The 17,809-nt window shown below is 60.4% G+C and carries 7 protein-coding genes; all 7 read right to left on the bottom strand.

Annotated features, from left to right (window positions below):
• Positions 1-5,454 (bottom strand): DUF5722 domain-containing protein, encoded by a 5,454-nt coding sequence (locus ACFOTD_RS06180; protein WP_378116778.1) that lies wholly within the window; start codon positions 5,452-5,454, stop codon positions 1-3.
• A 159-nt stretch (positions 5,455-5,613) separates the two neighbouring features.
• The gene (locus ACFOTD_RS06175; protein WP_378116776.1) at positions 5,614-8,238 is read right to left on the bottom strand and encodes a hypothetical protein; all 2,625 of its coding nucleotides are present in this window, start codon (positions 8,236-8,238) and stop codon (positions 5,614-5,616) included.
• 58 nt (positions 8,239-8,296) lie between these two features.
• Complete coding sequence (locus ACFOTD_RS06170; protein WP_378116774.1) at positions 8,297-11,440, bottom strand: glycosyl hydrolase family 2 protein; 3,144 nt, start codon at positions 11,438-11,440, stop codon at positions 8,297-8,299.
• A 44-nt stretch (positions 11,441-11,484) separates the two neighbouring features.
• Entirely contained in the window at positions 11,485-12,453 is a 969-nt protein-coding gene (locus tag ACFOTD_RS06165; protein ID WP_378117066.1) for a carbohydrate ABC transporter permease, read from the bottom strand.
• A gap of 5 nt (positions 12,454-12,458) precedes the next feature.
• Positions 12,459-13,379: a carbohydrate ABC transporter permease gene (locus ACFOTD_RS06160; RefSeq protein WP_378116772.1), complete on the bottom strand. Its 921-nt coding sequence runs from the start codon at positions 13,377-13,379 to the stop codon at positions 12,459-12,461.
• A complete protein-coding gene (locus ACFOTD_RS06155; protein WP_378116770.1) occupies positions 13,376-15,703 on the bottom strand; it encodes a DUF5696 domain-containing protein in 2,328 nt (775 codons plus the stop codon). Before ACFOTD_RS06155 ends, ACFOTD_RS06160 begins: the two co-directional genes overlap by 4 nt.
• On the bottom strand, positions 15,696-17,801 hold the full coding sequence (locus tag ACFOTD_RS06150; RefSeq protein WP_378116768.1) for an SMP-30/gluconolactonase/LRE family protein: 2,106 nt from the start codon (positions 17,799-17,801) through the stop codon (positions 15,696-15,698). Before ACFOTD_RS06150 ends, ACFOTD_RS06155 begins: the two co-directional genes overlap by 8 nt.
• Positions 17,802-17,809 lie beyond the last annotated feature (8 nt).

Raw genomic sequence — 17,809 nt, 5'->3', positions numbered from 1 at the left:
TTACGCTGCCCGTTGATAGGCGCGATACAGCAGCACGGCAGCTTCAGCTCGAATCGCCTGGGCATCAGGATCGATCCTGATGCCCGAGCCCTCCACCAGCCCGGCGGCGGCAAGGTTTGCAATGCTGCTCCGGAACGACTTCCCGATACGGTCCGCATCCTTAAACCGGCTCAAGCCTTCATTCGAGTCGGCACTCGATCGGCCGAGCGCCGCCAATGCCCGCTCCGTCATGGCCATCATTTCTTGCCTCGACAGTACTGCCGCCGGGGTAAAGCGATTGTTGCCGTTCCCCTTCACGATGCCCAATGCTCTGCAGACGCCCAACGCCTGATCATAATCGTCCGAAGATAGGACGTCATCGAAGCGGTCTGCCGGCTGCGCCGCCAGTCCGAGCGTGTTCACGAGCATGACGGCGTATTCCGCGCGGGTGATCGCTTGCTGCGGCGCGAACCGGTCTGCCGAGACACCTTGCAGCGCACCTTTAGAGGCGAGCGCTTCAATGCCGGCTTTAGCCCAAGGATAGCGTTCCAGATCGTTAAACCGCTTAACGACGAACGCCGGGGCATACTGCGAGAAATGTGTAGTCGTAAAAACAACCGATCCCAAACTTCCGTCATACTGTCCGCTCGGGATCGGATGGATGCGGCCTTCCCCATCCAGGTAGAGGATGACGATATGCTCCGGCGCTGTGAGCTCTGCTTCTGTCGGCGTGTAGGGAATGGACACTTTTACCTTGACCCCGGGGTTGTTCCAGTCCAGCTTCTTTCCGTCTGCCAGCAGGCTGATCTCAAGGATCGTCCTGTCGCCGACAAGTTCCAGCGCCTCTTTGCCTAATGCGGATGGGTTCCCTTTTTCAATTCGCAGCGATACTTTGCCGAATTCCCCGTAGCCGAGTTTCTCCAGCATATTGCCGGGAATCGATATCATCCCGAGCCCGGTTTTCACGGTCACGATGTTGTCGGCCTTTCCATTGGTTAAATAAGCCGCATCGAAATCGAGCGAATAGAAGGCGATGCCCTCCACTGCCGGAATGTCCACCGTTACCGTCTTGATGCCCCTGTCGTCGGCAAGTTCGGCGGCAAAAGCCTGATCTAGCAAGCCGGATGCCAGATCGACTGCTAGATTGCCTGAGGTCTTGTCCAGCTTTAAAGGGATCGGCACTTGACCGGCATGGGCTTCCACAGGCGCCATTGCGCTTGAAACGATAGGTCCGGGCGACGTACTCGGCTCGGGCGATGTGCTCGGCTCTGGTGACGTGCTCGGCTCGGGAGACGTACTTGGCACTGGTGACGTACTTGGCACTGGTGACGTACTTGGCACTGGTGACGTACTTGGCTCGGGCGACGCACTCGGCTCTGGTGACGTACTCGGCTCAGGCGACGCGCTTGGCTCAGGCGTCGCGGTCGGCTCAGGCGATGTACTCGGCTCCGGCGTCGGGTTCGTTGATTCGGCCGGCTCAGCCCTGACATAGTCGATGTAGAAGAATCCCGCCCAAGGCCCGGCATAGTAGGCAAGATCCTTGCCCCGATAAGAGATCTCGATGCTCTGCACTTGGTTGCGGCCTTCGAACGACGAGATATCGGCGGCGACGTGTGTCCATTCGCTCCCCAGGCTCGTCTCCTGCTCGGACGCAAAGGACGTGCCGTCTGCGGCCGTCAGCTTAATCCGGGTCAGGTAACGGGAAGAGGTCCCGCCCCAGCCGTATAATTCATATCGGACGGTATCGTAGCCGCTGAAGTCTACGGGCTGCGAGAACGTCTTGACGACCTTGCTCTCGCTGGTTGCCGCCTCGGGCGACTTGGCGCTCTCCAGCATGTAGAGACCATGGTTCGCCGCCGCGGGAAAAGCGTGATGCGTAGAGTCGGTCTGTACGGACTGCACATAAGCGGTCTGGCTGCCGGCGGTCCAGCCATCCGTCCGGCCGTTCTCGAAGTCTCCCAGCACCCTCAAGCCGTCGGCTTCGACGTAATCCGGAAGGTTTACCTCTGTCAGCTCATACGTGTACACGGTGCCGTTCAACGTCAGCTCCAGCATGCCGCGCTCGTAGTTCTCGATCGCAAGACCCGTGATCGTCGTCTCGATGTCCGCCCGCTCGCCGTAGGCGAGAGATACGGGGCTGCCTGTCTTGTCCAGCTCGACGCCGTGCATACCGGCGATGCCGATCGTGCCGGCATACATCCGATTGCCTTTGTTCTGTAGATGGATCGTCAGCTTATCGCCGACCTGAAGCGAGTCTCCGTGATCCAGCGAGACCGTCAGGTTCGACAGCTCGGCGTCAGCAGCGACGGACAAATCGTCGACCAGGAGCGCACCGCTCGTCCAGGCGACGGCACGCTCGGGCCGCGCCCAGATCTTGATCCGATCGACGCTGTCCGCGCCGTCCCAGCCGTCCAGGGCCAGCCCAACCTCATTCCAGGTGTCCGCCGCCCCCGTCATGGCGCCTTCGACGACTTTATCTCCGCTATAAGCGCGGATCATGAACTCCGCCCGTTCGCCGGCGCCGATGCCTTCGGCTTTGACGAAGGCCTTGACGATCGGCGTGTCCGTCAAGTCGAGGGGGGCGTCCCATTGCCGGGTCACCCCTTTAAAGTCCTTTAAAGGCGAGGCGACGACGGCTGTGCGCAGACTGGCCGCTCCCGCTGCTTTGTCTGCCGTATCCAACGTCAGATCCGCAACATTGTCGGTGTCCTGCCATCCATCCCAGTCGTCGTCCAGCCCATCGAGCGTCACGGCTCCGGACGTCCCTGAGACCTGTCCCGCGGGCGCTTCGGCCCTGACTGGCCGTGCGTCCAGCAGCTGCGGATCGAATCCCGGAATGATCTCGCTCCAATCGTCCACGCCGATGATGCTCTTAGCGAATTCGGTCGCAGACAGCGACTCTTCCGTATCGATCTTCCTGAACACGTCGTAGATCAGCTTCTCCGTCCCCGGCGAGTTAAGTGATCCCGGCAGATTGGTCCACATCCCCAGGTTCAACCCGCCCTCACCCGCGTGGTCGACATGGCGGGACAGAATGAAGGCGTCGATCTGCGGGAGCGACTTGACCTTGTAATACGCATAGGCGAATGCGGCTGCCTGCACGCGCTGATCCTCGATGCTGTTCGTCCCGCTGTGGAAGCCTTGCTCCGACAGGATCACGCGGCGCTGGCCGCCCTGATATTGAAGCTGCGGACGTTGCAAGTAACCGGTCAGTACCTGCAGATTCCGGAATGTGATCCGGTAAGTATCGAAGGTGTCGGTCGCCGTGGCGTCCGCCCATGTGCGCGGATTGAACAGGTCTTCGGGATACGGGTGGAAGGCGATGTTCCAGCCGTAATCCCCGCCATCTTTCGCCACCTGGCCCAGTATGTCTACGAGCGTCTTGTTACTGTATCCCCACAGCGAATCCGGCGCATGCCCGTCGTTCCAGAAGTGGTCCAGCGATACATACACCCGGGCATTGGCCGACTTGCTTTTCACAATATTATAGGTCAGCCGCAGCGTGCGCTCGTATTGTCGGACATAGTCGTCCAAAAGCCGCGGCCCCATGTTGTTCCATACCTGGTTGTTGCCCACTTCATTGCCGACGATAAAGCCCATGAGTCTGCCGTAGGCCCGGTCCTCGCGCGAATACCGCTCAGCGAGGAAGCTCGTGATCGCCTTGTAATATTCGACGCCGGTTTCGTTCGTCAAGTTCGGAGCGAATACGGTGCCGTCCGGCGTACTGTCGGGGTGAACGATGTCCCGATTGGGGGAGTCCGGGTTGTCCATGCTCGTGCGCATCACGAGCAGGATCGCTGTGACGGCCATGCCGTTTTCCGTCATCGACCTGATGTTGGTATCGTAGAGATCCACCGCCGATTTGCGGAAATAGTACGTTTTGCCCTCGAATGCGTACGGCAGCGTGTCCTCGCCATGATCGCTCAACGTCAAAAGTTGGTTATACGGAATGTTGATCGCGGCGTGCTGCGCGCCCTGGCGTTCGGCGTCGGTCAGCAGCAAGACATCCTGCCCTTTGATACTCGCGGTAGCCGTGTATGGGTAGGTATGCTCCGCAAGCATTTCCGGGTTCGTTATATATTTGGGCGTATCGACTAGGAGGTAGGTACCGCCATCGCGCAGTACGACCGCGAATTTGGAGAACAGGCGGGAGACTCCGTCTTCGACCGCTTGAAAAGCAAGCTGGAATGCGGTACCCGCGGCTTGCGTATCGAGTGCCGTCAGCTCGCTGTAATCAACGGTTTTTTCGTCGGCGTACAGCGGCAGCTCGAACACCTGAACCTCCGCGGACGGATGAGCGGCGAGGTATTCGGACTTCACGCTGCCGTTGAAGGCTGCTGTCTCTTTGTCATTTTGTATTAAAGCGCTTTCAATACGACCTTGATAATCGTATGCATCCAAAGTTTGCAGCGAGAATTCGATTTTGTCGATGTCCAGCGTCGAACCGGCGCCTGCGGCGACCGCGGGGGAGAAGCGGAGGCGATCGATTGTGCCCTGCCAGGCGGCGCTGGATATCCCGAAGCTGTAGTCGGCGTAGTCGGTCGAATTCGACCAATCGAACAGCATCGATTTGGACTCGTCCCAGCTTTGATCCTGCTCGGTAATCCAGGAGATTCGCATCTTATCAGCTCCCGTGTCGTTTTTCATTTTCAGCTTCACCACATTACGCTTGGCTGCGTCCAGTTTTAATTCAGGAGACTCGATATACGTGTCGGACGGATCCGTCACCGTATACTGCAGTGCATGTTGGCCGGCCGTCAGCGTGCCGCCCCTGACCGTGAAGCCCTCCGTGACGCCCGCGACGTCGAAGTCCAGATTAGCCGCCTGGGCGGCGCTCAGGTAGTCCAGCTGGAGCCTGCCGTCCCAATAATCGTAGCCGGGCTCTCCCGGCGACATGCCGGCCAGATCGTAATTTTTCATATAGGAAAATTCGATCCGGTCGATACTGCTCCTCGCGGCCCACTCATGAATATCGAAGTAGACGATATTCCATTTGAGTCCGATGGTCGCCACGGCCTCATAGGTGTCGGCGCCGCTCGTCAATTTGATTCGCAAAAAGTAGTCGTCCTGCTTCCATCCCCAAATATTCGCCGCCACCGCCATAAAGTTGGTCGCCGAAAGGTCGAGGGGGACGCCGAAGGCCCGGTAGATCGTCCGCCATTCGTAAGCCTTGACTTGCTGCGGTACGACCTCCATCACGCCGGCACCCTCATAAGGCAGCCCCGGCGTGTTCAGAAGGGTCGTCGCATAATTGGTCTGCTGTACGTTCGGGCCGGATTGCCATTGTGCAGCCTGCTCCGCCGTGTTGAAATCGTTGATGACCTGCTGCGCATAGATGGCGTCGCCCGTCGTCGCGCGGACAGGCGCGAGCGTCGGGTCGTAAGCGCCCGCGGACGTCCGCCCGGACGGCAGTAGCAGCTGTACGGCCATGGACAATACGAGCATCGTCGAGATTAAACTTCTTCTTTTCCTCATCTTCATCACACCTTTCGATTGGGTACAAGCAGTCCCGCCACTTCAAGGCCTTGCTCTAGTCCGGTCAGCCAGTTGCTGCTAGCGGTTCCTCACCTCCTTTGTCAAAAAAACGCCCGGCTCCTGTCGGAAACCGGGCACGCAGTCTGCGGCGTTTGATTTTTAGGCGAACGTCAGCACAATCTGCACCTCGCGGCCCGGATCGTCGATCTCCACCGTTTCCGACGCAGCGTCGTAGGTGCCGACGGAGGTCCGCATCGCCTGCATGCCGCCAGGATGCGGCAGACGGATCTTGACCTTGCCAGGTCGGCGTTCGGCATCGAAGACAAGATGCGCCGTTATCGTGCCTTCCGCGATGTCGGAGCGGATGTCCATGGAGAAATGCCCGAAATGACTGGCTGCTTCGCGAACCGATATCTCCTTGCCCTGCTCCAGCCATGCCCGCGGGACGCCCGGCAGCAGCCGCAGTGTCCGCTCCTCCTCGAGATAGAGCATCCACCGGCACTGCATCAGAAACCAGCCTTCCTCGTGCGTTTTGTGCGGGCTCACATGGAAGTAGTGCTCCCAGAACGTATAAGTCTCCCTGTCCGCAAGCCCGGCTACGCCGTTGTAGAAGGCCTTAAGAAATGGCTTCGTCTCGCCGCGCTTGAGGTGTATCCAGGGATGCACGCTGTAATACGGCTGGCTCAGCGCGACATTCCTCATGCACATCAGCTCGTTGTGGAAGCTGAGCAGGAATCCGGCTTCGACGGAGTCCGGCGCCAGCACCTCCTGAATGACCAGATACAGCGGCCCGAGCAAGGAATCCCGTACGACCATAGAACCGTGCGTCCCCCATTTGCCGCCGTCCGCATAGAGTGAGACAGGTCCTCTGTAGTTGGCCCAGGGCGGGCAGGTCGGCACCCAACTGCCGTCTCCTAGCGGCACGACGGGGGAGTTCGCCAGCGATTCCCGGATCGAGGCCAGAATATCCTGCTTGAGCGCCTCCGCATCCGCGCCGACCGCGTCCGCGAGCGGGTCGCCGATCTCCGACAGCATCTCGGCCAGACGCTTCAATCCCGCATGTGCGAAGCCGTTCAGCATATAAGAACGGAAAGGGTCCTCGGGATCGGCCGTCTTGCCGTCGAGCATGCCGTAGCCGCGTCCTCGCAGTTCCTCCTGGAGGTTGCGGTTCCGCCAGCCTTTCAAATATTCATACGCCTTGCGCATCTGTGGCTGGATACGCGTCAGCCACGCCTTGTCCCGCACATACCGGTAATGCTCGCCCAGGACGTACAAGGCGGCGCCGGTCTCGAGCATGTAGCCGTTGAAGTTCTGAATAAACCCGTCCTCATGCTGCTTGTCCAGAAAAAATTGCAGCGCACGCTCGGCCGTACGATGCGCGCCCATCGAATCGAGGTACTGAATGATCGGCGAGCTCTCCGAGCCGATGGCCGTATACACGCCGATCGTCGGCACGAGCGTCCGGTCCGGCTCCCGGCCATAGCAGACGAGATCCAGATGCAGGTAACCCGCCTTCATCATCTCTTCGATCCTCGGCTCGGGGAGCCGGACTTGCATCGCGCCATCCAGCTTGGCTTGCCAGAATGCGAGGCATTCCCGATGCCGGAGCTCGAAGCTTTGCTGCGCCAGCCGCAGCGCCCGCTCTCTGGAGATCGGCGTGTGCGGAATATAGAACTCGAAGGTAACGGACTCCCCCGGCTTCAACAGGACCGCGACCTCCTCCTGGAGCAGCGGCCGCCCGTCCAGCTTGGATACGACGAAGACGCGGCCCGATTCAAATACGCCGAACCCGCCGTCGCCTTCGAACGTGTACGCTGCGTTTAAGGGAGCAGGATTTTTAAACCAGGCGTAGCGAGGCACCTTGCCGAGATTCGTAGCGGTGGTCTTGGAGTAGTAGACCGTCTCCTCCGGGCGATCCGGATCGGTTTCGGCGAGCCGCTCCCAGCTTGCCTCTTGATCGGGTGTGAACATGTACCCGACGCTTGCGCGATCGGCGGCCAAGTAATGTGTACCTTGCAAGGTATCGGCCGTAAAAGGGCTCGCTTCATAGGAAACGAAGGCGACATTGTCGTAGACGATATCGTCGTCGCGGATCGAGCCGTGCGCGATCGGATAGACGCGCTCCTCCAGACTGCGCGTGACCCGATATTCGGCGCCCATCCCTCGTCCGAGCAAGTAGTAATAGAGGACGGGCGCGTCGCCCGTCTCCGGCAGCTGGTTGATGCGGGCGGGATATCGGGGGCGCACGCAGTCCCACGAGCGGATATTGTCGTTGTCCCCGACGCCGCGGAAATCCGCTTCGAACAATCTCGCGTCCCGCGACAACCCCAGCCAGATCGGACAGGTCAGCGGTCTGCCCGCTTCGGTTGCGAGCTCGAACGACTCCTCCGGCTCTGCTTCGATTTGCTGAAGATTCGTGCGCAGCCCGCTTGCCGCGATCCGTTCGGCAATTTCTCCGTACGCTTCCGCATGCGACGCTTCCGTCACGATTACGCCGTAAGCCGGAATATAGATCGGATAGGCACGGCTGACGTCCCGCAGGAAAAAGCTGAACGCATGCCGCGTGCTGCGCACGGACACAATCGTCGCATATGCGCCCTGGCCCGCGTTTTCGTCGCCCAGCTCCAGTTCAAGTCTGCCCGGGCCCTGCAGCGCGAACCTTCCTTCGGCAGGGACGCAGCTTCCCTGCCCGGCCGTTACTTCCAAGCGCTCCAGCTTGCCGTACTCCACGGCGATCGAGCCGTCGCCGACGCTGTCGTTCCATAAAATTGCGATTTTTATCAAGTCTAGGACCTCCAATACCTGAGTTGCGATTGAATAAGGTACGCTTCGGCGGCTCGCTTCACGGCGCAGGCGCCCGCAAGAGCAATCGCGGCGATTGCGTCAGTCCCGACGGGACCAGCTTGTAGGCTTCGCTGAACGCATCACCCTCCGTCAGCCAATGGGCGGGCCCGTAGGCAGCGCTGTAGAGCGGTTCCATATGGAGCGGCCCGAACGTATTGCGCCGGGTCAGCACGACGTCCAGCAGCAGCGGCTCGTCCGCGCCGACGATACCCGCCACGTCTGCGACGTTAGGCCGCCAGGGAATCGTGACGCTGCCCGCCGTCCGGTTGCCCGCTCTCAGGCAGGCGCCCTCGTAAGCGGGCACTTCCAGCTGGACCGCAGCGTCAGGCACGCTGTCCAGATGCCGTTTCACCGGCTCTGCATAGGCGTCCCATTCGAGTGCGTAGGTGACGGTGCCGCCGTAGAATGGCAATCCCTGACGCGCGAGATCGCCGACGGCCAGCCGCTCCGGCAGGGCGCAGACGGTCTTGTCCGCGCCCTGCACCCGAACGCCGAACGGGCCGAGCAGGTAGATCGCCTCGAGATCGACACTTGCATCGAAGTCGACTTCAATCTCAACTTGATTGAGTCCCGGCAGCAGGCAGGCCGGCGGGATGTTCAGTCTGCGGAACGCCGGGTCGACCCACCAGCCCGCGTCGCCGCCAGCGAGCTCGCGTCCATTAAGGCTGATCCGTTTATGCCCCGGCCGCTCGACCGCAAGGTGCCAGCCGTCCGGGTCGCCGCCGGCGGCCGCTTCGTCCACGTTGAACGAATAACGTAGCGTCAGACGGTGTGTCCGGATCGCCGTCCCGGCACGGGTCTGGATCGCATACCAGGGTTGGACCATATCGCCGGAGCGGTAGGCGTAGCCCAGCTCCCGGCGAACGGCGCGGTCCAGCTTCAGAATCTCCAGCGTCTCCCGCCATTCGCCGCCGTCCAGCTTGTACGACGCTCGATCGAGCACGCACACATTCGGCTCGTCCAGCGAATAGGCGAAGTCGCCTTCCCATTCATATGCCGCCACGGTCTGCAGAACCGGACGTACGGTCGGCGCCTCCGCCGGCGCGCCGCCGATTACGTATACCTTCTCGCCAGCCGCGGCGAAGTCGGCGGTCAACTCGATCGCGCCGTCCAGGTTTGTGGCATCGGTCGCGATCCGTTCGCCCGTCTCGCAATTCCATTCCTCCATATGGCCCTGGTACGGCAGCCGGAGCCTGACGCCCGCATAGGCCGTCTCGCGGTTCACGTTTAGCAGGACGACGTACGTATGCGCCTCGTCACGGCGCACTTGCGCATACAGATCCGCGATCGGCTCGCCCGACGCGTCGACTGCGGCGATGCGGCCGCCCGCGAGGTGCGTACCGACGGCCGCGATGCCCGCCTCGTCGAGCGGCACCCGCGCCGAGCCTGCCGCCAGCGTCCGGCCGTCCTCGGACGGCACGGCGTCGACATAGCCCGGCGCTTCGCCGGCGAAGACGACGATGCCTCCGGCCTGCCGGAACAACGCCAGCTGCCTGAGCGTCGACGCGCGGATCGTCGTCAGTCCCGCGACCAGCACCGTGCCGTAGACGGCGTTGCCGACGCGGAACACCGCACGGCCCGCTGCGTCGCGCTCGACGGCGGAAAGTCTTTGCAGCATCTCCTCGTCGCCGTAGTCGAAGTCGATCCGCGCGCACGAGAGCCAGTTAAACACGTTGGCGAAGTCGGTCTCCAGCCGGCGGATCTCCGCCGTATTGCCCGCCAGGGTGTCGGCCCAGCCTGCATGCACCTGGCACCACACGCTCTCGACGGGATGGATGACCAGCAGATCGCAGACTGGCTCGCCGTGCGTCATGACTGCGCCAAGACGCGCGAAGTATGTTTCTACCGCCTGATAATCCCGCCACCAGGCCGACTGATAGGAGATGCTGGCGGGGTAATCCCGCTTGGACTCGCCCTCCATCGTGTACCAGGACAGATGGTGGCAGCGTAGGTTAATGCCGAGCAGCGTCTGCCAGTTGCCGACCGCTTTGTGCGCCTCGAGCGGCATCTGCCAGCCCGTGCAGCCGTACAGCTCCGACATTAGCCATTTGCGCCCGATCTGCCTGGCGACGGAGGATAACTGCTTGGCCACCCAGTAGCAGCGGTTGTCCTCCGTCAGCACGTCGATGCCCGGATATTCCATATGCTCGTAACAGCGCATGACCGAGCCGACCATGGCCGTCTGGGCGGACAGCGAGTCCTCGTGCAGCAGGTGGCCGGTCAGGATCAGCTTGTTCGCCCGGCACCACTCGTCCAGCGGTTTGACATAGTTGTCCAGGAACAGCTCCTGCAGCAGATCCACGATATGCCACTTTACCTGGGATACGCTGCGACCTTCTGGACGGAGGAATACTTCCGGCAGCCGGTCGCGCAGATCGTAGCCGAACTTGGCCTCGAAGCGCTCGAAAAGGTCATACGTCCATGGCAGCATATGCTGCGGATCGGCGTTGGCGACGTTGAAGTTCGTCATCAGCGGTCCGCGATGCGGCTCGTCGGTGAAAATGCCCGTGATGGCGTTCCCGAACAGCTCGCCCATGCGCGCCTTGTATTGCGCGTGCGTGACGGTGATGAACGCTTCCGTCGCTTCGCGGTTCATCGTGTCCACATAGGTCTGCCCGTTGTAGAAGCTCTCCGGCGCCATCTCCTCGATCTCAAAGGAGAGCGTGACATAGCCCGGGCGAGGTGCCGCATCTTCGCCGGGGGTCAGCCTGCGGCCGTCGTAATAGGCGCCGTCCTCCAGCCGGCACTCGAAGGCCGCGATCCACGTCTCCCGCCACGGGCAGAACGGCTCCGCGACGATCCGCATCTTCACGAACTTCATGCGGTATCGCGGCTCCGCCGTGACCTTGCCGCCCGCCGTGCCGCTCGGCCAGCGGTCTTCGTCGTAAAGCCAGGCCTCCATGCCTCGCCGCTGCGCTTCCTCCGCGCAGATACGCGTCAGCTCGAACCATTCTTCGCCCAGATATTCCGTGATGAGCCCGGTTCGAGCATGCATGAAAAATCCGCCAAAGCCCATCTGCTCGAACGCATCGATCTGCCTAAGCAATTCCTCTCGGTCCAGCTCTCCGTTCCAAGACCAGAAAGGCTTGCCGCGATAAGCGGGACCGGGATTGACAAACGTGCCGTACAACTGTTCCTTCATGTCCGAAAGGCTCCTTATAAGTTCCGTTGTGCCGCGAATCCGGCCTACTCCACGATTCCTGTACGTTCAATGCCTTCGACGAAATATCGCTGCGCAAACATGTACAGGATGAGCGGAGGCAAAATGATGAGAAAGGCGGCTGCCATTTTAATCGGCTCGTTCACGTCGACGACCACATTTGTCAGGCCTGAGGAAGACCCGCTCATAAAGTTCAGGTTCGCTTGGAGATGCTCCAGACTGAGCGACAGGGGATAAAAATCCGCGCCCTTCAAGTACAGGGCGGGTTCGAAATAATCGTTCCAGTGCCAGACGAATGAGAACAGGAATACGATCAGCAGCGCCGGGCGGGAGAGGGGGATCATGATTTTCCAGTAGGTCCGAAACGCTCCGGCTCCGTCCATCCTCGCCGACTCCTCCAGCTCCTTGGGCAGCGTGGAGAAAAACTGCCGGAATATAATGATGAACAGCGAGCCCTTGATCCCCTGTGCTACGATCGCCGGCACGATGAAGGGCAATACTGTATTCAGCCACCCTAGCTTGACGTACATGACATAGAGCGGGATGACAAGCGTCTGCTGCGGAATCAGAAACGTCAAAATGACGATGGCGAACCAAAACTTCTTGCCCGGAATATGCAGCCGCGCGAAGGCGTATCCCGTGATCCCGCATGCCAGCGTCTGCAGCACGGCGGCCGTCAGTGCGATGAACGACGTGATGCCGAGCGAGCGCCAGTATTTCAGGCCGCCGATCGCCTTTTCGTAATTCAGCCACTCGAGCGTATTCGGGATCCACCGCACCGACTGATCGAGCAAATCCGGCAGCGTCTTGAGCGAGGTCGACATCATGTAGAGCAGCGGTTTTACGTAGAGCACCGAGACCGAGATCAGAATCGCGATCAGCGCGGCCTTGAATAGGAGACCGTCAACGATTTGCCTGCCGACGAACGCAACCCGCAGCCGCTCCGCAATATGATGACGCACCCAATAGCGCCGGACACGATTCAACAGGACCATCAGCTTCACCCCTTCCTCTTGTTAGCCGGCCTGCCGAACCTCGCGAGGATCAGAATCGGCACCAGCGTTATCGCGCAGTAGATCCAGCCCAGCGCGCTGGCATAGCCGTACCCCGTCTCGGCGTCGCTCATGTTTTTGAGGATATGCGCAATGATCGGGTTGAACGGATTGGTTGCCTGATCGACGAGCGTGTAGATCAGATTCAGTACAATAAAGGGCACGATGACCGGGAACGTAATCTTCCAGAACGACTCCCACGGCGTGACGCCGTCGATGCGGGCGGCCTCGAACGCCGATTGGGGGATGGTCTGGAACGCGGCCAGAAAAATAATGATCTGGATGCCGCTGCTCCACAAAATGATCACGAATCGCGAGATCACCGACATAATCGTACCCGCGACACTCGGCGAGAAAATACCGTAGAGCAGCGCCTCGACATCGTACTGATCCCCGAAAGGAATGGCCCCTTGTCCCTGCGAGAACAGCTCCGTAAGCACTTCGCCCGTGGCGAAAATAACCGGCAAAAAGAAAATCATGCGGAAAAACATGCGGCCGCGGAATTTCTGATTCAACATAACCGCCACCAGAAGGGAGAAGATGACCGTGATCGGCACGATGAAGAGCAGTTCGCGCAGGAACGACAGCATCTCGATCGGAAATACATTGTCCCGCAAAAACGAATAGCGGTAGTTGCCCCAGCCGATCCATTCGTAAGCGAGACCCGAGCCGTCCTTGGCAATCGATACCTTATTAAAGCTGATATAGACCGAATAGAAGAGCGGGTAGCAGACGAAGCACGCGACGCCGATCAGCCAGGGCGCCAAAAACAAATATCCGCGCAGCGCTTCCCGGCCGCTCTGACGTCTTCTTTTTCTTCGGTGATCCTTGGCGCTCATGGCCAGTCCGGTTGTCGAATTGTCTGTCATGCGCGCCCCTCCTCGACGACCTTGAAGTTCAGTCCGTCCACGACGATGCCGTCGGCTTCGTACGGCTGGCTGTTGTAATTGACCCAGATCTTGCGGCCGCCTTCATAGACAGTCTCGTAGACGCCCGCCGCCACTTGGCGATGACCCTCTATAAAGCCGGCCCATACGTCCGCGCTGGCGGTTTGGTAGGCTTCGTATTGTTCGACGATCTGATCCTGAATGAGGGAGAATTGACCGCTGAATATGGAGGCGAAGGTCGTTCGGGCCATATCCCGCGTGTCGCCGGCCATCGCCATGAAGGTCGGCACCGCCCCGTATTCGATATCCCGCAGAAACTCGACGGTCGGATTCCTCCGCAGATTGCCTGGATTGCTCGAATACGTCGCCAGGCCGTGGATCGCGATCGGGAAAAACGGAATCTGCTCGTCAACGATCAGATCGTAGTTGGAATCCAGCGCCATCCCGCTGAGATACTCCGCATGGCCCACGCTATATGCGGCCGCGACCGTCTGCGCGCTCCCCAGCTGGGTGGACGCTTCGTCCAGCATGTCCTGCAGCGCACCGAGCGACGCCGCCCGCGTCGTGTAGCTGTCCGCGCGGTAGTCGCCGAATCCGTGGCTGTAAGTCTGCACATGCACGCCTTCGATGCCCAACCGCTTTAGCGCAGTCAACGTGCGCTGCCACTTCTTCAGCGCCGCGCTCGGCGTGAGGAAGTAAAAATCGGGAATGTCCGCGTCTCCGTACCAGTCTCCGCCTTGGCTCCAGGCGACCGTCGTGCCGTTAATATTTTTAATCGCCTCGCTGCGCACCGAGAAGCCGTTGGCTCGCTTGTCCGTGGCGTAGAACGGCGCGTCGTTCAGCGACAGCGGGATGCCCATCGTAGCGAGCTGCTCCCGCAGCTGTCGCAGTCCGCTCTCCCCGCCGAGCTGCTGCTCCACAGGGAAGCGGTCGGGCAGCCTTCCGGGAAAGCCGCCGTTGTTCCATCCCGTCAGGCTGACGTTCAGGTTGCGGATGCCGGCCTTGGCCAGGACATCCGCGATGCCGGCGGCATCCTTGAAGGTCGTGGCGACGACCAGTTTTTCCCCCGTCGGGGTGGGTTCGGCCGCGCTCATCACCAGATTGAGCATAAGCGGCGGACTGCCTTGACCGTAGCCCGCGCCGTTCTTTTCCCGGAGCGTAGGCACCTGCTCATGCGTCATGAGATATCGGCGATACTGCTGCGCCATGCCTACATAGTCGGATTTGTCTTCGTCCGTCAGCAGATAGCGGATCTGGACCTCGACAGGCGCCAGTTGCTCCTGGTAGACATTTTTCCAGTTGCCGTCGCCCAATCCGATCGGCTGGTAATAATAATTGCGCAGCGTAATCCGGGTGTGGACTTCATTGAAAGCAGTGTTGATGCCCGCCGGTGCGGCCAGGATGGAAGTATTGGCCGCGCCGCGTTCAATCACGGCGATGTAGCTGTCCGTACCCCGGTTCAGGCCGAAAACCGGAAAAGCGATATCCGTGCGATTCTCGTAGGCGCCGACGGTCCAGACAGCCGGATCGTAGCCATACACCGGGAAGGCATACGACGAAAGCTGGCTGCTGTAGGTCCGATTGAACCTGATCAGCCCGCCCGGACCGTCCGGCACGAACAGATAGCCCTCCGGACCGTTCGGCGATGCGCCGAAAAACGGAAGCAGCTCCAGACTGACGAGTCGCTTGGTTCCTTTCTCCCGGACGCCTTCTTCGGGGAGGCGGACGACGAGCTCGCCTTGTTCGACGGTGTATTCCACATAAAAGGAAAAGCCGAGCTTGTCCATCGAATAGAGCACGCCGACTCCGCGATCGAGCGCGACCCATTCTACTTTTGCCTCCTGATCGACCGTATTCGTGACCTTCTCGTTGGATTGCCCTTCGTCTAGGTAACGGAACAGGATGGGAGAGAGGAGGTTGGTCGCCCAGATGCCTTTAGCGTTCGCTTCCGCGAGCTCCTCTTCGCCCGGATTACCGAGCCAGATCGCGCCCGTGCGCGTATTCTCCAGCGCAATCTGCCCGCGCGCGGGCTCCAGCCACAGCGCCGTACCGGTCTGTTCAGCTACCCGGTACCACGTTCTCCCGCCGATCTCGCGGCTCTCGCCAGAAGGCTGCCGCTGTCCGACCTGCAGCGACTCTACGAACGCTTGAGCTTTGCCCGAATCATAAGTCCCGATTCCCTTGTGCCGGCCTTCTGAGGTGAGCGCCAGCAGCGCGACGGCAGCGGCGGCGACCGCGAGCGTTATTCCTGCGGTTCTCATGCGGCGCAGCCCGCGCAGGCTGCCGCGTACGATTTTCTTAAACACGGGCCCACACCTCCTGCCCCAGATCGACGAAGAAGTCGACCGCTTGATAGACCAGTCCGATCAACACGAAGCCGAAGAGCCAGATGCAACCCATCGTAAACAGAGAGACGGCTGCCATTTGAATCGCTTCATTGAGATTATAGTTTTGTACGGCTTGCGTTCCGATGAAGAAGAGCAGCAGCATCCAGATCTGGATGCCTGTGATCGCCGATGTATACAGGACGCTCTCTTGCAGCGTCAGTACATTCGACAGCAGCTTGATCGGCAGCGTCAGCACGAGATAGGGCACAAGCGCGTAGGCGTTGACGACAAACACGTTGCGGAAGGTGCCTTCCCCTTTCATCACCGAGCCGATCAGATAGCTGGCCAGCACCCATAGCGCCCACGGGACGAAGTAAGAGACCGCCTCCGACCACAGGCTGATATCGATAAAATCCTGCTTCGCAAATATAAAGCCGACCGCCCGTTCGCCGGCGATGCGAATAAGACAACCCGCCACGACTAGCGCGGCCGCATACAGATAAGGAACAGAACGGTTTTCGGCGATCTCGCCCATGACCTGGACAGGCTTGCGCAGCACGAGTCCCGTCAAGCGGAATGCGGTTCCCCAACGTCCCGTCAATCGCCGGAGCGGGGGTTCGGACGACGGCGCCGCGCTCACGCGCTTGCGCCGAATCCGTCTGAAGACATACCAGACGGCAAGCAGTACGAAGAGCCCCGTCATCGTACGGCCGAATTCCCGCATTAATACTTTCATACGCAATTGCCAATAAGATTCCGAATACCCGGTCTTGTCGTTGGCCATCTCAAAGTGGTGTTTCGCCTGCTCATATTGCCCCGCGTCATATTCGGCCTTGGCGATACCCTGATAGGACCGGTCGTACATGCTGTCCAGCTTCAGGATTTCCTGCCAGGTTGTCCGGCTTTTCTCGTACTCGCCGCGCGTATACATCGACACCGCGGAATGGACGAGGCTTCCGAACGCCGTCCGGTCCAGCACCTGGATATTGTTAAGCTCCCCGTCGGCGACGAGGATTTGTCCGCGGCTGTTGACCGCTACGCTGGTTGCCCGCTTGAAGAGACCCATCTGCTGCGTGCTCGTGGCCGCGTTTCCGAAGCGGAACAGCAGTTGGCCGTCCGGATCGTACTGATAGATTCTGCCGGCGGCCGCCTCGATCACCGTAATGATCCCGTCTGCGTCGACGGCTGCGTCCTGCATGGAAAAGCGGTCCATGGGACCCAGCCACGGCGCGAAGTTGCGGCCGCCCAGCAGGTCGATCCCGCCATAGTTAAGCTTTTTCAGCTGGCCGCTCTTCAAATCCCGGTTGAGCGTATAGATGAAGCCGCGACCGTCGACGGTCATATTCGTGATGGCGCCAGGCAGATTGGCCGCCTCCGCCTTCAGCTGTTCTTCGGTATAGTACTTTCTCTTGATGCGCGTCATCCAATCCGACTGAACCTTGTTGGCGCCGTAAAAGCCCGAGAACTGACCGTCCGGGTCCAGTTGCAGCATCCCCTGATAGCCGCCCTTGGTCACGATGTACATATAGCCCCGGGCATCGATGATGACCTTGGAAGGAATGTACGTGAAGGTGGAAGGGATCAGCTCGGACTGGGGGGCGGCGAATTCCTTGACGTAATTCCCGTCCTTGTCGAACACGGCGATTCTGCGGCTTCCCGAATCCGCAACGTAGATCTCGCCTTCCGCGGTCACGAATACGCCTTCGGGACGGCGAAGCTTTTCCTTCGGATTGCGAGCCTGCTCGTCTTCCCCTTCCGCGAGGGCCGCCGGAATCGTCCGGACCACGCGGCCGTCCGGGTCCAACTGGACGATGCGGTTGTTGCCCGTATCGGCAACATACAATTCGTCCGCGGCAGTGACGAACAGGTCTTCAGGGTCGTTGAACCCGTTCCATACTTCGCGAGGCACGTAGGCGTCCGGGGTAAGAATACGCTGTCCGTTCGCGTCGCTGGAGATCGTGGAGTAAGGCAGGCTAGCTTCGGCAGTGCCCCAAGGCGCCAGGGCAAGGATTAACAACAGCAGCGCCGCTGCGCGCCCCAATAGCTTTTTCGACATGCAGCTCGACGTGATTCCCACGCAAGTCC

The organism is Cohnella sp. GCM10012308, from assembly GCF_042649185.1.
Classification (GTDB): domain Bacteria; phylum Bacillota; class Bacilli; order Paenibacillales; family Paenibacillaceae; genus Cohnella.
The sequence above is the reverse complement of the archived record's forward strand: the minus strand, read 5'-3'. Positions and strand labels throughout refer to the sequence as shown.

Excerpts from the sequence above, each read along its gene's own strand:
- ACFOTD_RS06180 (WP_378116778.1), bottom strand. The coding sequence starts at position 5,454 with ATGAGGAAAAGAAGAAGTTTAATCTCGACGATGCTCGTATTGTCCATG.
- ACFOTD_RS06170 (WP_378116774.1), bottom strand. The coding sequence starts at position 11,440 with ATGAAGGAACAGTTGTACGGCACGTTTGTCAATCCCGGTCCCGCTTAT.
- ACFOTD_RS06165 (WP_378117066.1), bottom strand. The coding sequence starts at position 12,453 with ATGGTCCTGTTGAATCGTGTCCGGCGCTATTGGGTGCGTCATCATATT.
- ACFOTD_RS06160 (WP_378116772.1), bottom strand. The coding sequence starts at position 13,379 with ATGACAGACAATTCGACAACCGGACTGGCCATGAGCGCCAAGGATCAC.